Here is a 17,627-nt window from a genome sequence, read left to right as displayed (position 1 = left end):
AGCTGGGCTGCAGTACGGTGGCCCTCCGGTTTCCCGGCGGGTGCGCTGTCCAAACGACACGCGCGGTTCCGGTTGCGGCGCCACCCGCACCGTTTCGCCGGGATTCCTCAGAGGGCCCGGGTCGCCTCGAGCGCCAGCTGGATCTCCTCGCGGGGCTGCACCACCAGGACGGGCGGCCGTTCCCCGGAGCCGCTGACCGGTCCGTCGTCCTGCCGGTTGTCGGACAGGTCGGCGGGGACTCCGAGCAGGGCAAGGCGTCGGCACACTTCGCGGCGGACCTCCGGTTGGTTCCAGCCGATCTCACCGGTGAACACCACCGCGTCCACGGAGTCGAGGTTGGTGGCCATCGCGGCCAGTCCGGAGGCGAGGTGTCGGCAGAACACGGTCAGTGCGGTCCGGGCGGTGTCGTTGCCCGCTTCGGCTGCTTCCACGAGTTCGCGCGTGTCGTCGGAGTAGCCGTTCGACAGTCCCAGCAGTCCCGATTCCCGTTGCAGGGCGGCTTCCACCTCGTCGAGGTCCTCGCCGGAGTTGCGCAGCAACCACACCAGCGCGCTGGGGTCGAGGTCGCCGCTGCGCCGCGTCATCATGATTCCGCTCAGCGGGGTGAAGCCCATGGTCGTGTCCACGCTGCGGCCATTGTGGATGGCGCATACCGAGCAGCCGCCGCCGACGTGGGCGACGAGGGCGTTGATCCGTTCGGCGTCGCGGCCCAGTAGTTCGCTCGTGCGGCGCAGTGCCCAGGCGTAGGACAGGCCGTGGAAGCCGTAGCGGCGGATCTGTGACCGCCACCGGGAGGGGAGCGGTTCGAGGCGGGATTCTGCGGGGAGGGTGTGGTGGAACCCGGTGTCGGGACACAGGACTTGCGGGGTCGAGGGTGCGGCGTGGGCGGTTCGTTGGACGAGTTGCACGGTGGAGGGGACGTGTTGGGGGGCGAGTGCTTCGAGTTCGTGCAGTCGGGACACGGTGTTCTCGTCCACCGGGCGTGGTTGGGGGAAGTGCTCTCCGCCGTGCACGAGGCGGTGGGCCACGGTCGTGGCGCGTTCGCCGTGCTGGCCGAGGAACTCGTCGAAGTCGCGCAGGGATTCGGGAGCGGTTGGTGGTGTCGACGTGTGTTGTGACTCGTGCACGCGCAGGTCCTGGGTGTCGACGAGGTCGAGCCGGAGGCTGTTCGACCCGGCGTTGACCGTGATGGCGCGGGTGTTCACCGGCTCTCTCCTTCCTCGCGTGAGGTTCCTCGTGTCTGCGGCCGTCCCCAGGTCCAGTCGCGGACCTCGGGGAGGTCTTCTCCGTGCTCGCGTGTGTGCACGTCGTGGGCGATGCGTTTGTCGAGCATCAGCTGGCGCAGGCCGGCGGCGTGTTGCCTCAGTCCCGCGACGTGGTCGATGACGTCGATGACCAGTCCGTAGCGGTCGATGCCGTTGCGCACGGCCATGTCGAAGGGCGTGGTGGTCGTGCCCTCTTCCTGGTAGCCGCGCACGTGCAGGTCGCGGTTGGGCCTTCCGTGCGTGAGTCGGTGGATCAGCGAGGGGTAGCCGTGGTAGACGAACACGATCGGGCTGTCGGTGGTGAACAGGGTTTCGAATTCCTCGTCGGGGAGGCCGTGCGGGTGCTCGTCGGGGGGTTGCAGCCGCATCAGGTCGACGACGTTGACCACCCGTATCGCCAATTCCGGCAGGTGTTGTCGCAGCAGGTCCACCGCCGCGAGTGTTTCTCGGGTGGGGGCGTCGCCGGCGCAGGCCATCACGACGTCGGGGTCTCCGGTGGCGGTGCTGGCCCATTCCCACACGCCGACTCCGCGGGTGCAGTGGGCCACCGCTTCGTCCTTGTCCAGCCAGCTCGGCTGGGGTTGTTTGCCCGCCACGATGACGTTGGTCAGGTCCCGGCTGCGCAGGCAGTGGTCGGTCACGCACAGCAGGGTGTTGGCGTCGGGGGGCAGGTACACGCGCACGATCTCGGGCTTCTTGCGCGTGACGTGGTCGAGGAATCCCGGGTCTTGGTGGGAGAACCCGTTGTGGTCCTGCTGCCACACGTGCGAGGACAGCAGGTAGGTCAGCGACGGCACGGGGCGTCGCCATTCGAGTTCGCGGGTCGCGTCGAGCCACTTGGCGAACTGGTTGAACATCGAGTCCACGATGTGGATGAAGGCCTCGTAGCTGGCGAAGAGTCCGTGGCGGCCCGTCAGCAGGTACCCTTCGAGCCATCCCTGCAGCGTGTGCTCGCTGAGGATTTCCATGATCCTGCCGTCGGGAGCGAGCTCGGTGTCGACGTCGGCCTGTTCGGCCTGCCAGGCGCGGTCGGTGGCCTCGTAGACCGCGCCGAGCTTGTTCGATTCGAGCTCGTCCGGGCTGAACAGCCGGAAGTTGCGCTGCTCCTGGCTGGCGTGCATGACGTCGCGGAGAAACCCGCCGAGCACTTCGGTGGGTGAGCACACCGCACCGCCTCGTTCGTCCAGGGTGACCGTGTAGTCCCGGACATCGGGGAGGGGCAGCCGGCTCGACACACCGCCGTTGGCCGCGGGGTTGGCTCCCATCCTGCGTCTGCCGGCGGGCACCGCGTCGGTCACCACGGCGCGCGGACGGCCCTGCTCGTCGAACAACTCCTCCGGCCGGTACTCACGCATCCACTCCTGGAGCGCCGCCCGCTGATCGGCGTCACCGGCTGGTCGGGCCAACGGGATCTGGTGGGAACGCCAGGTTCCCTCCACCTGCCGGCCGTGCACCTGTTCGGGTCCGGTCCACCCCTTGGGGGTGCGGAGCACGATCATCGGCCAACGTCGCCGACCGTGTTCGGTCCCGTCGCGGGCGGCGCGTTGGATCTCGCCGATCTCGTCGACGGCTCGGTCCAGGGTGGCCGCCAAGTCCCGGTGCACCGACTGCGGGTCGTCACCGGAGACCAGGTACGGGGTGTGCCCGTAGCCTTCCAGCAGTGCGGTCAGCTCCTCGTCGCCGATGCGCGAGAGCACCGTGGGGTTGGCGATCTTGTAGCTGTTGAGGTGCAGGATCGGCAGTACCGCGCCGTCGCGGGCCGGGTCGAGGAACTTCGTGCCGTGCCAGGCGGTGGCCAGCGGTCCCGTCTCGGCTTCGCCGTCGGCGACCACGCACGTGGTGATGAGGTCCGGCCGGTCGAACACGGCTCCGTAGGCGTGCGACAACGAGTACCCCAGTTCGCCGCCCTCGTTGATCGAGCCGGGGACTTCGGGGCCGACGTGGCTGGGCATCCCGCCGGGGAACGAGAAGTTCTTGCACAGCCGCGCCATGCCCTCCGCGTCGCGGGGCACTTCGGGGTAGGCCTCGCTGAAGCTGCCTTCCAGCCAGGTCGCGGCCTGCATGGCGGCACCTCCGTGGCCGGGGCCGACGACGTAGAGCATGTCGAGGTCGCGTTGGCGGATCAGCCGGTTCAGGTGCGCGTAGATCAGTGTGAGTCCCGGGACCGTGCCCCAGTGGCCGAGCAGTCTCGGTTTGATGTGTTCGGCCCGGAGCGGTTCGTGGAGCAGTGGGTTGCTCAGCAGGTACAGCTGGCCCACCGCGAGGTAGTTCGCGGCTCGCCAGAACGCGTCGAGGTGCTCGTACTCGTCCTGGGGCAGGGAAGGTGCCGACACGGTGTGCATCCGTCGAACTCCACCGGTTCTCATCATTGGGGCTTTCCCGTCAGGACGCTTTCTACCCTCCGGTTTCGTTCGGTAAACGTGCTCGGGTCGGTGGCCCCGCCGAGCACGGTGGCGTCTTCCGGCAGGTTTACCTCCGTTGTCGCGGGGCAACGCCGTGGGCAGGTGCCGCCTCGGCTACGAGCGGGGCGAGAAGTACGAGGTCTCGGTCGCGGCGGGGGATCGGGTGGTCCTGCCCGCGGTGCGTGCGGCTCCCGCCGGGACGGTCGTGCTGGCCGACGGCTTCAGCTGCCGCGAACGGATCGAGCAGGGCACCGGGCGCGGCCCGCTGCACCTGGCCGAAGCCGTGGACATCGGTGTGGTCCGCGGATTCGGGGGCCGAGTGGGTCCTGTCCGGAACGGGTCCGTGAACGGTACGACGCGCGGCCGGATGCGAGCCCCGTGCTGGGGGCCGCCTCGCGGCGTGGGCGGCGAAGCGAGCACTCCGGAGTTGAACGAGGAGCGAGGAACATGGCCAGGACGACCTCGGACCACATCGTCGAGCGCCTGCTCGACTGGGGCATCGACACCATCTTCGGCATCAACGGTGACGCCGTCAACGGCTTCTTCGAGTCGTTGCGCACCCACGCCGACCGGATGCGCTACGTCCACGTGCGGCACGAGGAGAACGCCGCGCTGGCCGCGGTCGGCCACGCGAAGTTCACCGGGCGTCCGGCCGCGTGCGTGTCGACGGCGGGGCCCGGCGCGGTGCACCTGCTCAACGGGCTCTACGACGCCGAGGTCGACGGTGTGCCGGTCATCGCGATCACCGGGATGACCTACCACGACGTCATCGGCGCCCACCTGCTGCAGGACCTCAACTCCGACTACCTCTTCCGTGACGCGTGCGCCTTCAGCGAGCGGGTGATGGGGCCGGCCCACGCGGTCAACGCCACCGACCTCGCGGTGCGCAAGGCCCTGGCCGCGGGCGCTCCCGGGCACCTGGCGATCCCCATCGACATCCAGTCCTGGACCGAGGACACCTGGTCGGACAAGAATCCCGCCGGGCACACCTCGCTGGCCACCCAGCGGCACGTGGTCGCCCCGCCCGAAGAGCAGCTGCGGCAGGCCGCCGCGCTGCTCGGCGACTGCCGCAACGTGGTCATCATGGCCGGTGCGGGAGCGCGGGGTGCGGGGCAGGAGCTCGAACAGGTCGCCGAGACCCTCGCGGCGCCGATCGTCAAGGCCGGTCTGGGCAAGGACAGCGTGCCCGACGACAGCCCGCTGACCACCGGCGGTATGGGGCTGATCGGTACCCGCCCCTCGCACGAGGCGATGGAGAACTGCGACGGCTTCCTGATCGTGGGCAGCTCGACGCCGTACTACGAGTTCTGGCCGAAACCGGGTCAGGCCCGGGCGGTGCAGATCGACAACGACCCCTCCAAGATCGGCATGCGGTATCCGGTCGAGGTCGGCCTGGCCGGGGACGCGCACACCGTGCTGAGCAGTCTGCGCCCGCTGTTGGAGCGGAAACGGGACCGCTCCTTCCTCGACAACGCGCAGTCCGGCATGGCCGCGTGGTGGCAGCTGCAACGCGACCAGGCGGCCGGCACCGAGCGACCGATGAAGCCCCAGGCCGTGGCCCACCACCTCGGTGAAGTGCTGCCGGACCGGGCCGTGCTCACCAGCGACGCGGGAACCGTGACGGCGTGGGGGTCGCGGGTGCCGCTGCGGCGGGGGATGAGCTACTCGTTCAGCGGGACGCACTGCACGATGGGTTCGGCGCTGCCGTACGCGGTCGGCGCCAAAATCGCCGATCCCGGCCGGCCCGTCGTCGCGCTCACCGGTGACGGTGCCCTGTCGATGGGGATGGGGGAGCTGGCCACCCTGGCCCAGTACGACTTGTCGATCACGGTCATAGTGCTGCGCAACGATTCGCTCGCGCTGGAGGCCTGGGAGCAGAACGCCATGCTCGGAAACCCCCAGTACGGATGTGAGCTCTCCCCGATCGACTTCGCCGGGGTCGCCGAGAGCTGCGGGGTGCGGGCCTTCCGCATCGACAAGCCGCCCGAGGTGGCGGATCTGCTGTCCACGGCGTTGCAACGAGGTGGCCCCACGCTCGTGGAATGCGTCGTCGATCCCTACGAGTCGCCGTTCGCCGAGACGATCAAACCGGTCCAGGCCGAGCGGATCGCCAACGCCTTCGAGCGGGGCGAACCCGCGCGTGAACGCATGTCCCGAAGCATGCTGGAGTCGGACCGGCGTGGCCTGTCGCCGGCCGTGCGGCACTCCGAGCACGAGCTTCGCCGGCACGGTCAGCAGGGCTGAGCCGGCACCGTCGCGGATTAGGATCGCGCCGAGCACGGGTATGCCGGGGGCATGCGTTTGGGCTACTTTCTGTCCTGTGAGGAGTTCGGTCCCCACGAGTTGGTGCGGCAGGCCACGATGGCCGAGCAAGCCGGTTTCGACTGCCTGTGGATCTCCGATCACTTCCACCCGTGGCTGGACGAGCAGGGAAACAGTCCCTTCGTGTGGTCGGTGATCGGCGCGCTGTCGCAGGTGACCGCACTACCGATCACCACGGCGATCACGTGCCCGACCACGCGGATCCATCCGGCGGTGCTCGCGCAGGCCTCGGCCACCGCCGCGGTGCAGTGCTCGGGGGGGTTCGCGCTCGGGGTGGGGTCGGGTGAGGCCCTCAACGAGCACGTCACCGGACAGCGCTGGCCTCCCGTCGAGGTGCGGTTGTCGATGCTGGCCGAGGCCTGCGAGGTGATCCGCAAGCTGCACACCGGTGAGGAGATCACCCACCGCGGTGAGTACTACACGGTGGAAAACGCCCGGCTGCACACGCTGCCCGAGCAGCGCATACCGGTTCACGTGGCGGGTTTCGGTTCCCGCGCGGCCCGGGTGGCCGGGGAACTCGGGGACGGGTTCTGCACCATGATCCCGGACTCGGGGCTGGTGCGTGCTTTCCACTCCGCCGGTGGCGAGGGCAAACCGGCCCAGGCCGGGATGAAGGTGTGCTGGGCCGAGACCGAACAGCAGGGCGCGGCCACAGCCCGCCGCCTGTGGGGCAGTGAACTGCTGCCCGGAACCCTGCCCCAGACACTGCCCACGCCCCGCGACTTCGCTTCGGCCACCGAGCTGGTCACCGAGGACATGGCCGCCGAGCACTTCCCCTGCGGACCGGATCCGCAGCGGGTGCTGGAGGCGGTGCAGAAGTTCGACGACGCCGGGTTCGACGAGCTCTACCTCCAGCAGATCGGCCCCGAGCAGGACCGCTTCTTCGAGGCGTTCTCCCAGCACCTCGCGCCCCGGCTCCGGGCCGGTGAACACGGGCGCGTGAACGGGTGACCGTCGAGGATGCCCGAGCTGCCGGACGTCGAGGGGTTTCGCCGCGTGGTGGCCGACCACGCCGCGCAACAACGCATCGAGCAAGTCCGGGTCCACGACCCCCGGGTGGTGCGGCGCGGGACGGCGTCCGAACTGGAGGAACTGCTGCGGGGCCGTCGAATGGGCCGGCCTCGCCGGTTCGGCAAGTGGCTGGTGCTGCCGGTCGTCGACGAGGCGGACACGGACGAGAGCACCCCCTGCGTGTTGGTGCACTTCGGGATGACGGGAATGCTGGTGTGGTGCCGGTTCGATGAGCAGGCCCATCCGCACGACCGGGCGGTGGTGACGTTCGAGCACGGCGAGTTGCGCTACCGGGACATGCGCAAGCTCAAGGGGCTGCATCCGCTTCGCCGGGAGTCCGACCTGGCAACGGTCCTGGGGGAGTTGGGGCCCGACGCGGCGGAGGTCTCCCCCGCGCGGTTCCACGAGTGCCTCGCCCGCGGGCGCCGTGGCATCAAGTCGGCGTTGATGGAGCAGTCGGTTCTGGCGGGACTGGGCAACCTGTGCGTCGACGAGATCCTGTGGGGAGCCCGTGTTCACCCGCGTTGCCGCACCACCGATCTCGATGACGCGCGCCTGCGGGACGTGCACGCGAGCATGCGCTCTGTCCTGCGTCAGGCCGTCCGCGTGGAGCGCGTCCCGGACCGCCCCTCGTGGCTGACCGGTCACCGGGACGAGCCCGGAGGGCGGTGCCCCCGATGCGACGACCGGCTCGAGCGCGGCAAGATCGCCGGCCGGGGCACCGTCTGGTGTCCCGGGTGCCAGCGGGAGTGAGGACCGTTCGGCAGGCGTGGCGGCGCGCTCGTGTGGGTATGACCAAGAGAGCGACGAACTCAGTCACCGTGGGACGAATCGAGAGGAGGCGGCCGTGTCGGAGCCGAACCTGCCGTTGGCCAACTACGACGAACTTCCGTTGGCCACCCTGGGGCACCGCATCCGTTCCCTGACCGAGGAGGAGATCCAGCAGTTGCTGGATCATGAACGCGAGCACGCCAACCGGGTGCACGTGATCGAAGTGCTCACCAGCCGCATGGACGAGCTCCGGCGCGGGGCCAGCCCGACGCCGGGGTCGGAGAGCGAGCCCTCCGACGTACCCGGACACAAGCGGTCCGGTTCGGTGGTCGATCCCGCCGGTCCCCGCGAACCGGGGCGTCCCACCGAGCACGGCACCAGGACCAACACCGGCAAGGGCAAGGAACACCACTGATCCTCGCGTCAGGCGCGGCTACCGGTCTGTGCCGTGCGGAGCGGACGGCGTGCGAGTTGTTTCGTGAGCGCGCGGCGAGCCTTTCGGAGGCGGTCCTCGACCGTGTTGATCAGCACCGTGCCGGCGTAGCTGACCGGGATCGTGGCCGTGAACGGGTCTTCCGCGCCCGCGGCGAGCGCGGTGGTCCACCCGGAGAGCCTATGGTGGCCACGATCCTGGTCCGGTGGCTCCGGGGCGAGCACCTCGGTGCCGTGCGGCTCGTCGGCGGGGCTTCCGGTGCCGGCTGGTGCTTGTGCCGCGTAGCGAGCTAGTCCGCAGGCCGAACACGACCCGGACGTGATCGGGTATCGGGAACCGTCGTGTCGGTGGGGCCTCAGCCGGCTTGGGTGGTGACCCGGACGAACGCGGCCTTGGCCAGACGCAGTACGAGCGCCTCGACCAGGGCGGCGGCCACGCTGGTCAAAACGGTGGTCAGGAAAGGAGGCATGATCCGTGCTTCTCCCGCGTCCAATGCATGGGAACTGCTTTCGCGACAGAGTGTGACGCACTGTAGTGAGCCCGAGGTGGGTATGGAGTGAACATCGGGTAAAACGCCTCGAAACAGGCCCGTCACGGGTCGTGGCTTTGCTCACACGCCGCTGTGGGGGCGGTGACTCGTCGACTGTGCGTGTCGTCATCGCTGCTCGTTTCCTCGATTTTGCCATAGTGCGAGGGCCCGATCGAGTACCGAGGTGAGTGCTGGCCCGTGGTGGCCCGCGTCCCCCACCACGTGCCGAGGCCGAGAGCGATCAGTGCCGACGCGCCGATCGGCATCGACGCTCGGGAGGAGGAACCGTAGGCCGGGCCGAGCGAGCCGAACAGGGCACCGAGCCACGAGGCCACCACCGTCAGCCTCGCGCTGTACCGGCTCGTGGTGCGTGCCGGTGCCACGGCCCCGATCAGGGTCCGCGCGTCGGCGAGATCGAAGCAGGTGACATGCGCTCCCCAGGGCAGTGACCCCGAGTCCCCGACCACGCCGATGCCGACGTCGGCGACGGTCAGTGTCGGGCGGTCGCGGGCCGACACGACGGCGACCACCGCACCCTCGGTCTGCAACTCGCGCACGGTCTCGGCCAGACCGGTGGCGTTCAGGGGGAGGTGATCGCCGTCGGCTCCGAGCTCGGTGGTCACCACGTGCCCGACCGACCGGGCGGCCGCGGCCAGTTCCGCGCTCGGCAACGCCGGAAGATCCAGCACCACCGTGTCCACCCGGTCCAACCGCCGCAGCACGTCCGGATCGAGGACCAGGCTCGCTCGTCCGGACAGCGTGGTCGAAAGCTGCGTGGCGAAGGCTTCCCGCCCCATTTTGCCCGCTCGGGGCGTTGCCGCCTGCATCATCGCCACGGCGCGCTGCGGTGCCAGCGTCAGCGTCGCGCCGTAGCCGAGCAATGCCAGCGTCCCGGCCACGTCGCTGACTCGTTCGACCGGGCCGCTGGGAAGCGGACGTGGCCGTGCCACGGCCTCGACGGGGTCGGCGTGATGCACCTGCGGGTACTCGCCGACGGACCGCTCCCAGCGGTGCCACGCGTGGTGGCGGGCGAGCACTTCGCGGCAGGCGCAGAGTCGGTAGCAGGCGGTGACCGTCAACGCCAGCGGGCTCCGCGCCAGCACCTGGGACACGGTGCTCACGGTCGCGAGCACGGTGTCGGTGGCCTGCCTGCCGAGGTACTGCTGCACGGTCGAGCGCATCCAGGGCACGGACTCGACCAGTGACACCGTGGCCGGAACCACGGAGGGAAACAGCCGGATCGGGGGCAGGGACGTGGCCGCCGCGTACCCGAGACCGACCACGCTCACCCCGAAGGCCCCGACCTCCCTCAGCAGCGGCACGGGGTTGCCGGGATGGTGCTCTCCTGCCGGTGCGGTTTCCGCGTGGTCCAGGTCGTGTTCGTGTTCGACGTCTCCGAGGACTCGCGCGAGCTCGTCGGTACCGACGAGCTCGCGATCGTGGCGGACGATCGCTCGGCCCAGCGTGGCGTTGATCCGGACGTCCTCGACTCCCTGCCGGGAGCGGAGGTGCTGCCGGACCGCCTCGGCGAGGGCGGCGTTGTCGCTCCGGTGCAGGCCCCGAACTTCCAGGTGGGTTCGATCCCCACTGCTCCAGCTGCGTCTGCCGGCGGGGGAACCGGCCAGTGCACTCGTCGCGCGCACCACCGAACTCGCCGCTTCCGAGGCCGTCGACAACAGCCGACCGAGCACCATCGAAGCTCCTTTCCGTACTCCTTTCCCTATCACGGTGCGGCGCGCGGCACTCGCCGACGCGCGGGCACCGACGGTTATGCGGTGGCTTCTCTCCTGGACGAGGAGCTGCCGGACTCCTGCGGACGTGTGCCTCGGGAGAGCATGGCGTGACCGACCCCGATGGCCAGCGCCACCGGCCAGTCGATCAGGGCGAAAGCGGCTCCGGCCGCGAGGCCCCCGTAGAACATCGAGTCCTCGCGGGAGGGCAGCTGGGAACGCACGGAGTCCGCGGCCGAGTTGAAGTCCTCACCGCTGGGCAGCCGCATCTCGGGGATGCGGAACTGGGCGGTGACGAACGGAAGGTCGACCGTGGTGGCACGGGTCTGGCCACCGTCCGTCTGCCCGGTGGAGGCGCTTTCACCGGTCCGCTGCCGAGCGGATTCCTGCCGTTGAGTCGTTTGCTGCTGCTGACTCTGCCTGCTTTGCTTGCTCTGGCTACCGGACTGCTTGCCGGACTGGCTACCGGACTGCTTGCCGGACTGGCTGCTGCGGCTGGATTGCTGCCTGGAGCGACCGGATCCTGTTGCTGTGGTCATCGCTGCTCCCTTCGGGAAACTGCGGGAATAATCCAGGATACGACAAAACCAACGGCGGCTAAAGTTGACGAGCACGCTTCGCTCCTGAAAGAGGTGGAGCGAGATTTTCGCGTGTCCGATTCAGGTGAGTCCGACTTCCACGTCCCCGCCGCGGTAGCGGACCGGATAGGTCGGTAGCGCGACGGAGGGCTCGTCCAAGCATGTGCCGGTCCGCAGCGAGAACACGTGCTTGTGCATGGGCGAGGACACGGTCGGTTCACCGTCTCGGTCGCCGACGATGCCTCTGCTGATCACCCCCGCGCCGCTGAACGGATCGACGTTGCCCACCGCGAACAGCCCGTCTCCGGCCGTGCGGAACACGGCCGCGCCGTCCTCGCCGAGCAGCGCCGCGACGCCGTACTCGGGGGGCAGTGCCGCCGCGGTGCATACGCGGTGCCATTTCATGCCGATACCTCCTGGTCGGTGCGCACGGTCGGGACGGGCAGCTCCACCGGGGCGGGCCGGATCTGCCCGCGCTGCTCGGTGAATCGAATGGTGGGGTCCGGGGTCTCCGGGGCGTTGACGAAGGACACAAAACGCGACAGTTTTTCGGGATCGTTGAGCACCCCGGACCACTCGTCGGTGTAGTCCCGGGTGTGCTCGTCCATCGCGGACTCCAGGTCGGCGGCGATTCCCAGCGAGTCCTCGACCACGACGCTGCGCAGGTGCTGCAACCCGCCTTCCAGCGACTCGATCCAGGCCGAGGTGCGCTGCAAGCGGTCGGCCGTGCGCACGTAGAACATGAGGAACCGGTCGATCAGGACCATCAGTCGCTCCTCGTCGAGATCGGCGGCCAGCAGTTCCGCGTGTCGCGGGTTGAAACCGCCGTTGCCTCCGACGTAGAGGTTCCACCCCTGCTCGGTGGCGATGACGCCGAAGTCCTTGGAGCGGGCCTCGGCGCACTCGCGCGCGCACCCGGAAACCCCGGCCTTGATCTTGTGCGGTGCGCGCAGCCCCCGGTAGCGCAGTTCCAACCGGATCGCCATCGTCACCGAGTCCTGCACCCCGTAGCGGCACCAGTCGGTGCCCACGCAGGACTTCACGGTGCGCAGCGCCTTGCCGTAGGCGTGACCGGACTCGAAACCGGCCTCGACCAGCTCCCGCCAGATCTCGGGCAACTGCTCGACCCTGGCCCCGAACAGGTCGACGCGCTGCCCACCCGTGATCTTGGTGTAGAGCCCGTACCGGCGGGCCACCTGGCCGAGCACGATCAGCTTCTCCGGCGTGATCTCCCCGGCCGGAACCCGGGGCACCACCGAGTAGGTGCCGTTGCGCTGCATGTTGGCCAGGAAGCGGTCGTTGGTGTCCTGCAGCCCGGCTTGCTCGTCATCGAGGATGTGCGGGCTGCCGAGGCTGGCCAGGATCGAGGCCACCACCGGCTTGCAGAGGTCGCAACCACGCCCGCTGCCGTACCGGGTGACGAGTTCGGAGAAGCTGGTGATGCCGGTGGCCTTGATGACTTCGAACAGTTCGGCGCGGGACTGCGTGAAGTGCTCGCACAGCGCCTTGGACACGCTCACCCCGCGTTCGGTGAGCAGGTTTTCGAGCATCGGAACGCAGGAACCGCAGCTGGTGCCCGCTTTGGTGCAGGTCTTGAGCCCGGCGACGTCGGCGGCCTGCTGCGCGTCGATGACGCCGGTGATGTCGGCCTTGGACACGTTGTTGCAGGAACACACGACGGCATCGTCGGGCAGCGCGCCCGTGCTGACGCCGCCGCCTGCGGGTAGCAGCAGCTGCTCGGGGGAGGAGGGCAGTTCCCGGTTGACGAGCGGCCGCAGCGTGGCGTAAGCACCGGCGTCGCCGACGAGCACGCCGCCGAGCAGGACCCGGGCGTCGTCGCTGAGCACGAGCTTGGCGTAGGTGCCTGCGGCGTTGTTGGCGTAGACGACCTCCAGGGCTCCGTCGGTGGCGGCGTGGGCGTCACCGAAACTGGCGACGTCGACGCCGAGGAGCTTGAGCTTGGTCGACATGTCGGCGCCGGGAAACCGCGCGTCGCCGAGGTCGAGCAACTGCTCGCAGACGGTCTCGGCCATGCTGTAGCCCGGCGCCACCAGCCCGTAGCAGCGCCCCTCGACGGCGGCGCATTCCCCGACGGCCCAGATGGCCGCGTCACCGGTGCGGCAGCGGTCGTCGACGAGGAAACCGCCCCGCTGACCGCGTTCGAGCCCGGCCGCGTCGGCGAGTTCGTCGCGGGGCCGCACTCCGGCGGAGAACACGACCATGTCGGTGTCGAGCCGCGTGCCGTCGGAGAGGGTGACCGCGTCGACGCGGCCCTCCCGGTCCGCGTGGATCGTCTCGGTGGCCGCGCCGGGGTGCACGTGCAGGCCGAGGTCGCCGATCAGGCGGTTGAGGACGTGTCCACCGCCCTCGTCGACCTGCAGCGGCATCAGCCGGGGCGCCATCTCCACGACGTGGGTCGTCATCCCGAGGGTGTGCAGCGCGTTGGCGGCTTCGAGTCCGAGCAGCCCGCCGCCGACGACCACGCCGGGGCGGTCCGGCGTGGCCTGCTCGCGGATGACGTCGAGGTCGTCGAGGGTGCGGTAGACGTGGCAGCCCGGCAGGTCGTGGCCGGGCACCGGGGGGACGAACGGGCGGGACCCGGTGGCCAGCACCAGCGCGTCGTAGCCGAGGACGGCACCGTCGGTGGTGGTCACGGTGCGGTTCCGGCGGTCGATGGCTGCGGCCCCGGTGTTCAGTCGCAGCTCGACCCGCGGGTCGGTGTGGAACTCCTGGCTGACCAGACTCAGATCCGCGGCCGTTTTTCCGTCCAAATAGGAGGAAAGACCGACGCGGTCGTAGGCGGGGTGCGCTTCCTCCCCGAGGACGACGACGTGCCAGCTCCCGGACTCGTCGCGGCTGCGCAGGGTCTCGATCAGGCGGTGGCCGACCATGCCGTGGCCGACGACGACGAGGGTACGGGTCATGCGGCGGTCTCCTGTTCGGTAGCGGCGTTCGCGACCAGCGTGCGGCAGAGGCGACGCACCTCGTCGGTGCAGCTGCCGCACCCGGTCGTGGCACGGGTGATTTCGGCGAGCGCGGGCACGTCGCGGGCACCTTCGTCGAAGGCCTCGCTGAGTGCCCGCCTGGTGACGGTGTTGCAGCGGCAGATCACCGTGTCCGGGCCGGGCTCGGCGGAGCCGGTGTAGCGGGCGGTGGTGCCGAGGAGGAAGGCCAGCCGGTCGGCGGGTATCTCCCTACCTTCCGCGCACAGGCGGGTCAGGGTGGCGATGGCCCGGTCGAACCCGAGCAGCACCGCCGCGGTCACGTGATCGTCGTGCAGCAGCAGCCTGGCGTAGCGCGCGCGGGCGGGATCGGACAGCGTGACCAGTTCCGCGTCCTCGGCCGGTGCCCCCGATCCGAAGGCGGCCACGTCGAGGTCGCGTGCCTTGAGCCGGACGACCTCGGCGCTCGGTTCGTAGCGAGTCCGCGTGGTCGGGTGCACCAGCAGTTCGGCCAGGACCTCGGCCTGTTCCCAAGCCGAGGTGAGCAGGCCGGGAGTGCGCCCGGCGTGCTCGGCGCAGTCGCCGATGGCGTGGATGTCGGGATCACTGGTGCGCAGCCGTTCGTCGACGAGTACCCCGTGGTTCACGGCCAGCCCGGCCGCGCGGGCCGGTTCCACGGCGGGGACGACACCGGCGCACACGACGAGGGCGGCGGTGTCGAGTTCCTGCCCGTCGTCGAGTTCCAGCCTCGGCGCCCGGTAGGCCCGGACCCGGCGTCCCCAGTACGGCGTGATTCCGCGGGTGCTCAGCTGTTCGGCCAGCACCCGACCGCCCGCGGCGTCGAGCCGGCGGTTCATCGGGTGCTGGTGCGGGTGCACCAGAGTGACCCGCAGGCCACGCGCGACCAGCCCGAGAGCGGCCTCGACACCGAGGACCCCCGCGCCGAGCACGGTCACCTGCCCCGCGTTTCCGGTGGCGCGGAGGATCCCGTCGCAGTCCTCGGTGGTGCGCAGGGGGAACACCCCGGCGGTGGCGGCGACCTCAGCGGGAATGCGGGGGTGGGCACCGGTGGCCAGCACCACCTCGTCGTAGGGATGGACCGCGCCGGTGTCGGTGTGCACCAGCCCGCGGGCGCGGTCGATGCCGGTGACCGTGACACCGAGACGCACTCGCACCCCGGTGGGTGGCTCGTCCAGCCCGACGGCGTCGGGGCCCAGACTGCCGTCCAGCACCGCGGGCAGCAGCACCCTGTTGTAGGCGGGGCGGGCCTCGGCGCCGAGTATCGTGATCTCGCCGTCGTAGCCGAGCTCGTCGAGCCGTTCGACGAGCCGGTGCGCCGCGGGACCGTTGCCGATGACGACCAGCCGGCTCATCGCGTCCACTCCGAGCAGGGCTCGACGCGCACGGCGCAGACCTTGAACTCGGGCATCCCGCTGCGGGGATCCAGCGCGGAAGGGGTCAGCAGGTTGGCCCGCCCGGCCCCGGGAAAGTGGAACGGCAGGAACACGGTGTCGGTACGCATCGTGGGATCCACCCGCACCCGCACGAGGACGCTGCCGCGTCTGGAGCGCACGTGAGCCGATCCTCCCTCGTGCAGGCCCGCGCGGGAGGCGGTGTCGGGATGGACGGACACGAACGGGCCCGGGCTCGTTTCGTCGAGTTCTTTGACGCGCCGGGTCTGGGCCCCTGTCTGGTACTGCGCCAGCAAGCGTCCCGTGGTGGCCCACAGCGGGTAGGTGCTGTTCAGGGAATCGGCCGGGTCGTGGTGGTCCGCGGGGCGAAAGCGGGCTCGCCCGTCGGGGTGGGCGAAGCCGTCCAGGAACAACCGGGGAGTGCCCGGGTGCTGCGGGTCGGTTCGCGGGCAGGGCCAGTGCAGCGCCGCACCGGAGTCGAGGCGCTCGTAGCTGATGCCTGAGTAGTCGGCCGGGCCACCGGCCGACGTGCGGGACAGCTCGTCGAAGACCTCGCGGGGCCGGGTGGGGAAGCGGTGGGCGGGCTGGCCCAGCCGGGTGGCCAGGTGCTGCAGGACGTCGAGGTCGGAGCGGGACCGGGCGGGTGGTGACAGCAACCGGTGCCGCCGCAGGACCCGCCCCTCCAGGTTCGTCAGGGTGCCCTCCTCCTCGGCCCACTGGGTCACGGGCAGCACCACGTCGGCGGTCGCCGTGGTCTCCGAGGGCACGAAATCCGCCACCACCAGCAGGTCCAGCGCCGCCAACCGTTCGGCGATCCGGGACGAGTGCGGGGCCGACAGGGCCGGGTTGGAACCGAACACCAGCAGTGCCCGCGGGCCGGTTTCGGTGCCCAGCGCCTCCAGCAGTTCCGTGGCGCTGCGGCCCGGTCCGGGAAGCGACTCGGACGCGACGCCCCACTGCCGGGCCACGTGCTCGCGGGCCGTCGGGTCGGTGATGGAGCGATAACCCGGTAGCTGGTCGGACTTCTGGCCGTGCTCGCGGCCACCTTGGCCGTTACCCTGGCCGGTCAGGCAGCCGTAGCCGCTGCCGTCGCGGCCGGGCAGTCCCAGGGCCAGGGCGAGATTGATGAACCCGGCCACCGTGTCGGCGCCGTTGCTGTGCTGCTCGGCGCCGCGACCGGTGAGTACGTAACCGCGCCCGGCCGCACCCAGTCGGCGCATCGCTTCCCGCTGCTGGGACACCGGCACTCCGGTGACCCGTTCGACCCGCTCGGGCCACCACGCCGCGGCCCGGGCCCACACCTGATCGAACCCGGTGGTGCGCTCGGCCACGTAGGACGTGTCGCACCACCCGTCGATCACGGCCACGTGCAGCAGCCCCAGCGCCAAGGCGAGGTCCGTGCCCGGCCGAGGTTGCAGGTGCAGCGCCGCGGACTCGGCGGTGGGGGTGCTGCGCGGGTCGATGACCAGCAGGTCCGGTCGGGACAAGTGCTGCATCAGCGGTGGCATCGTTTCCGCCGGGTTCGCCCCGGCCACCAGCACCACGTCCGCCTCGGCCAGGTCCGTCACCGGAAATGGCAGCCCCCGGTCCAGGCCGAACGCGGCCGTGCTCGCCGTGGCGGCCGCCGACATGCAGAACCGGCCGTTGTAGTCGATCTGGCTGGTCCCCACCGCCACCCGGGCGAACTTGCCCAGCAGGTACGCCTTCTCGTTGGTCAGCCCACCACCGCCGAACACCGCCACCGCTTCCGGCCCGGATTCGGCGATGATCCGCTTCAGCCGGTCCGCGATCGTGGTCAGCGCGCCGTCCCAGCTCGTCGGCACCAGCGTGCCGTCCCGGCCACGCACAAGTGGTTCCCGCAGCCGGTCGGGAGTGTCCAACAGCGCCGGCGCCGTCCACCCCTTCTGGCACAACCCGCCCTGATTGACCGGGAAGTCCCGGGACGGGGTGATCGTCACGCCGTCACGGGACCGACTCAGCCGTGTCCCGCACTGCAGCGCGCAGTAAGGGCAGTGCGTCGCCACTGTCGTCTGTTCACTCATCCGAGAACTCCTCGGCAAAGTTCGCGGTCGCCTCGGCGGCCGGGTCGGCGGAGCACGGTGCCGTGCTGCCCGTGGATCATTTTCCTGGCCGTGACCAAGAGTGGGAAGATGATGTTTCCGGGCGACTCGCCGCGCGTTACCGCCGTGAAAATTCGTCTCCCGCGGTGCCGGAGAGCTTCGGTTCGCCGGT

At 70.2% G+C, this 17,627-nt stretch carries 13 protein-coding genes; 4 read left to right on the top strand and 9 right to left on the bottom strand.

Features of this window, described 5'->3' with window-relative positions; translation table 11 throughout:
- Positions 1–107: 107 nt before the first annotated feature.
- Together FHX42_RS10365 and FHX42_RS10360 are read right to left on the bottom strand one after the other, a co-directional pair.
- Positions 108–1,205, bottom strand: coding sequence for an acetate/propionate family kinase (locus FHX42_RS10365; protein ID WP_182544008.1), 1,098 nt, complete (start codon positions 1,203–1,205; stop codon positions 108–110).
- Positions 1,202–3,607 carry a phosphoketolase family protein gene (locus tag FHX42_RS10360; protein WP_182544007.1) on the bottom strand — a complete coding sequence of 802 codons (2,406 nt, stop codon included), beginning with the start codon at positions 3,605–3,607 and terminating at the stop codon, positions 1,202–1,204. Before FHX42_RS10360 ends, FHX42_RS10365 begins: the two co-directional genes overlap by 4 nt.
- A 507-nt stretch (positions 3,608–4,114) precedes the next feature.
- Between FHX42_RS10360 and FHX42_RS10355 the strand changes: the two genes are divergently transcribed.
- The 4 genes from FHX42_RS10355 to FHX42_RS10340 all read left to right on the top strand — a co-directional run bounded on the left by FHX42_RS10355 (position 4,115) and on the right by FHX42_RS10340 (position 8,186).
- Positions 4,115–5,911: a thiamine pyrophosphate-dependent enzyme gene (locus FHX42_RS10355; protein WP_182544006.1), complete on the top strand. Its 1,797-nt coding sequence runs from the start codon at positions 4,115–4,117 to the stop codon at positions 5,909–5,911.
- 51 nt (positions 5,912–5,962) lie between these two features.
- Positions 5,963–6,940 (top strand): TIGR03557 family F420-dependent LLM class oxidoreductase, encoded by a 978-nt coding sequence (locus tag FHX42_RS10350; RefSeq protein ID WP_182544005.1) that lies wholly within the window; start codon positions 5,963–5,965, stop codon positions 6,938–6,940.
- 9 nt (positions 6,941–6,949) lie between these two features.
- Positions 6,950–7,753, top strand: a complete 804-nt coding sequence (locus FHX42_RS10345; RefSeq protein ID WP_182544004.1) for a DNA-formamidopyrimidine glycosylase family protein — start codon at positions 6,950–6,952, stop codon at positions 7,751–7,753.
- A 94-nt stretch (positions 7,754–7,847) separates the two neighbouring features.
- The gene (locus FHX42_RS10340) at positions 7,848–8,186 is read left to right on the top strand and encodes a hypothetical protein (protein ID WP_182544003.1); all 339 of its coding nucleotides are present in this window, start codon (positions 7,848–7,850) and stop codon (positions 8,184–8,186) included.
- An 8-nt stretch (positions 8,187–8,194) separates the two neighbouring features.
- Here the strand turns inward: FHX42_RS10340 and FHX42_RS10335 are convergent, their stop codons facing one another.
- The 7 genes from FHX42_RS10335 to FHX42_RS10305 form a co-directional block, all read right to left on the bottom strand.
- Positions 8,195–8,428, bottom strand: a complete 234-nt coding sequence (locus tag FHX42_RS10335; protein WP_182544002.1) for a hypothetical protein — start codon at positions 8,426–8,428, stop codon at positions 8,195–8,197.
- Between the two features lie 367 nt (positions 8,429–8,795).
- Positions 8,796–10,427 carry a hypothetical protein gene (locus tag FHX42_RS10330; protein ID WP_182544001.1) on the bottom strand — a complete coding sequence of 544 codons (1,632 nt, stop codon included), beginning with the start codon at positions 10,425–10,427 and terminating at the stop codon, positions 8,796–8,798.
- A 74-nt stretch (positions 10,428–10,501) separates the two neighbouring features.
- Positions 10,502–11,002, bottom strand: a complete 501-nt coding sequence (locus tag FHX42_RS26585) for a hypothetical protein (RefSeq protein ID WP_235987165.1) — start codon at positions 11,000–11,002, stop codon at positions 10,502–10,504.
- Between the two features lie 120 nt (positions 11,003–11,122).
- Complete coding sequence (gene nirD / locus FHX42_RS10320) at positions 11,123–11,446, bottom strand: nitrite reductase small subunit NirD (protein WP_182544000.1); 324 nt, start codon at positions 11,444–11,446, stop codon at positions 11,123–11,125.
- Positions 11,443–13,965 carry a nitrite reductase large subunit NirB gene (gene nirB, locus FHX42_RS10315; protein ID WP_182543999.1) on the bottom strand — a complete coding sequence of 841 codons (2,523 nt, stop codon included), beginning with the start codon at positions 13,963–13,965 and terminating at the stop codon, positions 11,443–11,445. The genes nirD and nirB overlap by 4 nt, the downstream gene beginning before the upstream one ends.
- Positions 13,962–15,356 carry an FAD-dependent oxidoreductase gene (locus tag FHX42_RS10310; RefSeq protein ID WP_182543998.1) on the bottom strand — a complete coding sequence of 465 codons (1,395 nt, stop codon included), beginning with the start codon at positions 15,354–15,356 and terminating at the stop codon, positions 13,962–13,964. The genes nirB and FHX42_RS10310 overlap by 4 nt, the downstream gene beginning before the upstream one ends.
- A complete protein-coding gene (locus FHX42_RS10305) occupies positions 15,353–17,437 on the bottom strand; it encodes a molybdopterin oxidoreductase family protein (RefSeq protein WP_182543997.1) in 2,085 nt (694 codons plus the stop codon). Before FHX42_RS10305 ends, FHX42_RS10310 begins: the two co-directional genes overlap by 4 nt.
- Positions 17,438–17,627: the final 190 nt, after the last annotated feature.

The sequence above is a fragment of the Halosaccharopolyspora lacisalsi genome (assembly GCF_014137975.1).
GTDB lineage: Bacteria > Actinomycetota > Actinomycetes > Mycobacteriales > Pseudonocardiaceae > Halosaccharopolyspora > Halosaccharopolyspora lacisalsi.
The sequence above is the reverse complement of the archived record's forward strand: the minus strand, read 5'-3'. Positions and strand labels throughout refer to the sequence as shown.

What these genes read in the sequence shown, in the direction of transcription:
- FHX42_RS10360 (WP_182544007.1), bottom strand. Translation starts at nt 3,607, where the DNA reads ATGCACACCGTGTCGGCACCTTCCCTGCCCCAGGACGAGTACGAGCAC.
- FHX42_RS10355 (WP_182544006.1), top strand. Translation starts at nt 4,115, where the DNA reads ATGGCCAGGACGACCTCGGACCACATCGTCGAGCGCCTGCTCGACTGG.
- FHX42_RS10350 (WP_182544005.1), top strand. Translation starts at nt 5,963, where the DNA reads ATGCGTTTGGGCTACTTTCTGTCCTGTGAGGAGTTCGGTCCCCACGAG.
- FHX42_RS10345 (WP_182544004.1), top strand. Translation starts at nt 6,950, where the DNA reads ATGCCCGAGCTGCCGGACGTCGAGGGGTTTCGCCGCGTGGTGGCCGAC.
- FHX42_RS10330 (WP_182544001.1), bottom strand. Translation starts at nt 10,427, where the DNA reads ATGGTGCTCGGTCGGCTGTTGTCGACGGCCTCGGAAGCGGCGAGTTCG.
- FHX42_RS26585 (WP_235987165.1), bottom strand. Translation starts at nt 11,002, where the DNA reads ATGACCACAGCAACAGGATCCGGTCGCTCCAGGCAGCAATCCAGCCGC.
- nirD (WP_182544000.1), bottom strand. Translation starts at nt 11,446, where the DNA reads ATGAAATGGCACCGCGTATGCACCGCGGCGGCACTGCCCCCCGAGTAC.
- nirB (WP_182543999.1), bottom strand. Translation starts at nt 13,965, where the DNA reads ATGACCCGTACCCTCGTCGTCGTCGGCCACGGCATGGTCGGCCACCGC.
- FHX42_RS10310 (WP_182543998.1), bottom strand. Translation starts at nt 15,356, where the DNA reads ATGAGCCGGCTGGTCGTCATCGGCAACGGTCCCGCGGCGCACCGGCTC.
- FHX42_RS10305 (WP_182543997.1), bottom strand. Translation starts at nt 17,437, where the DNA reads ATGAGTGAACAGACGACAGTGGCGACGCACTGCCCTTACTGCGCGCTG.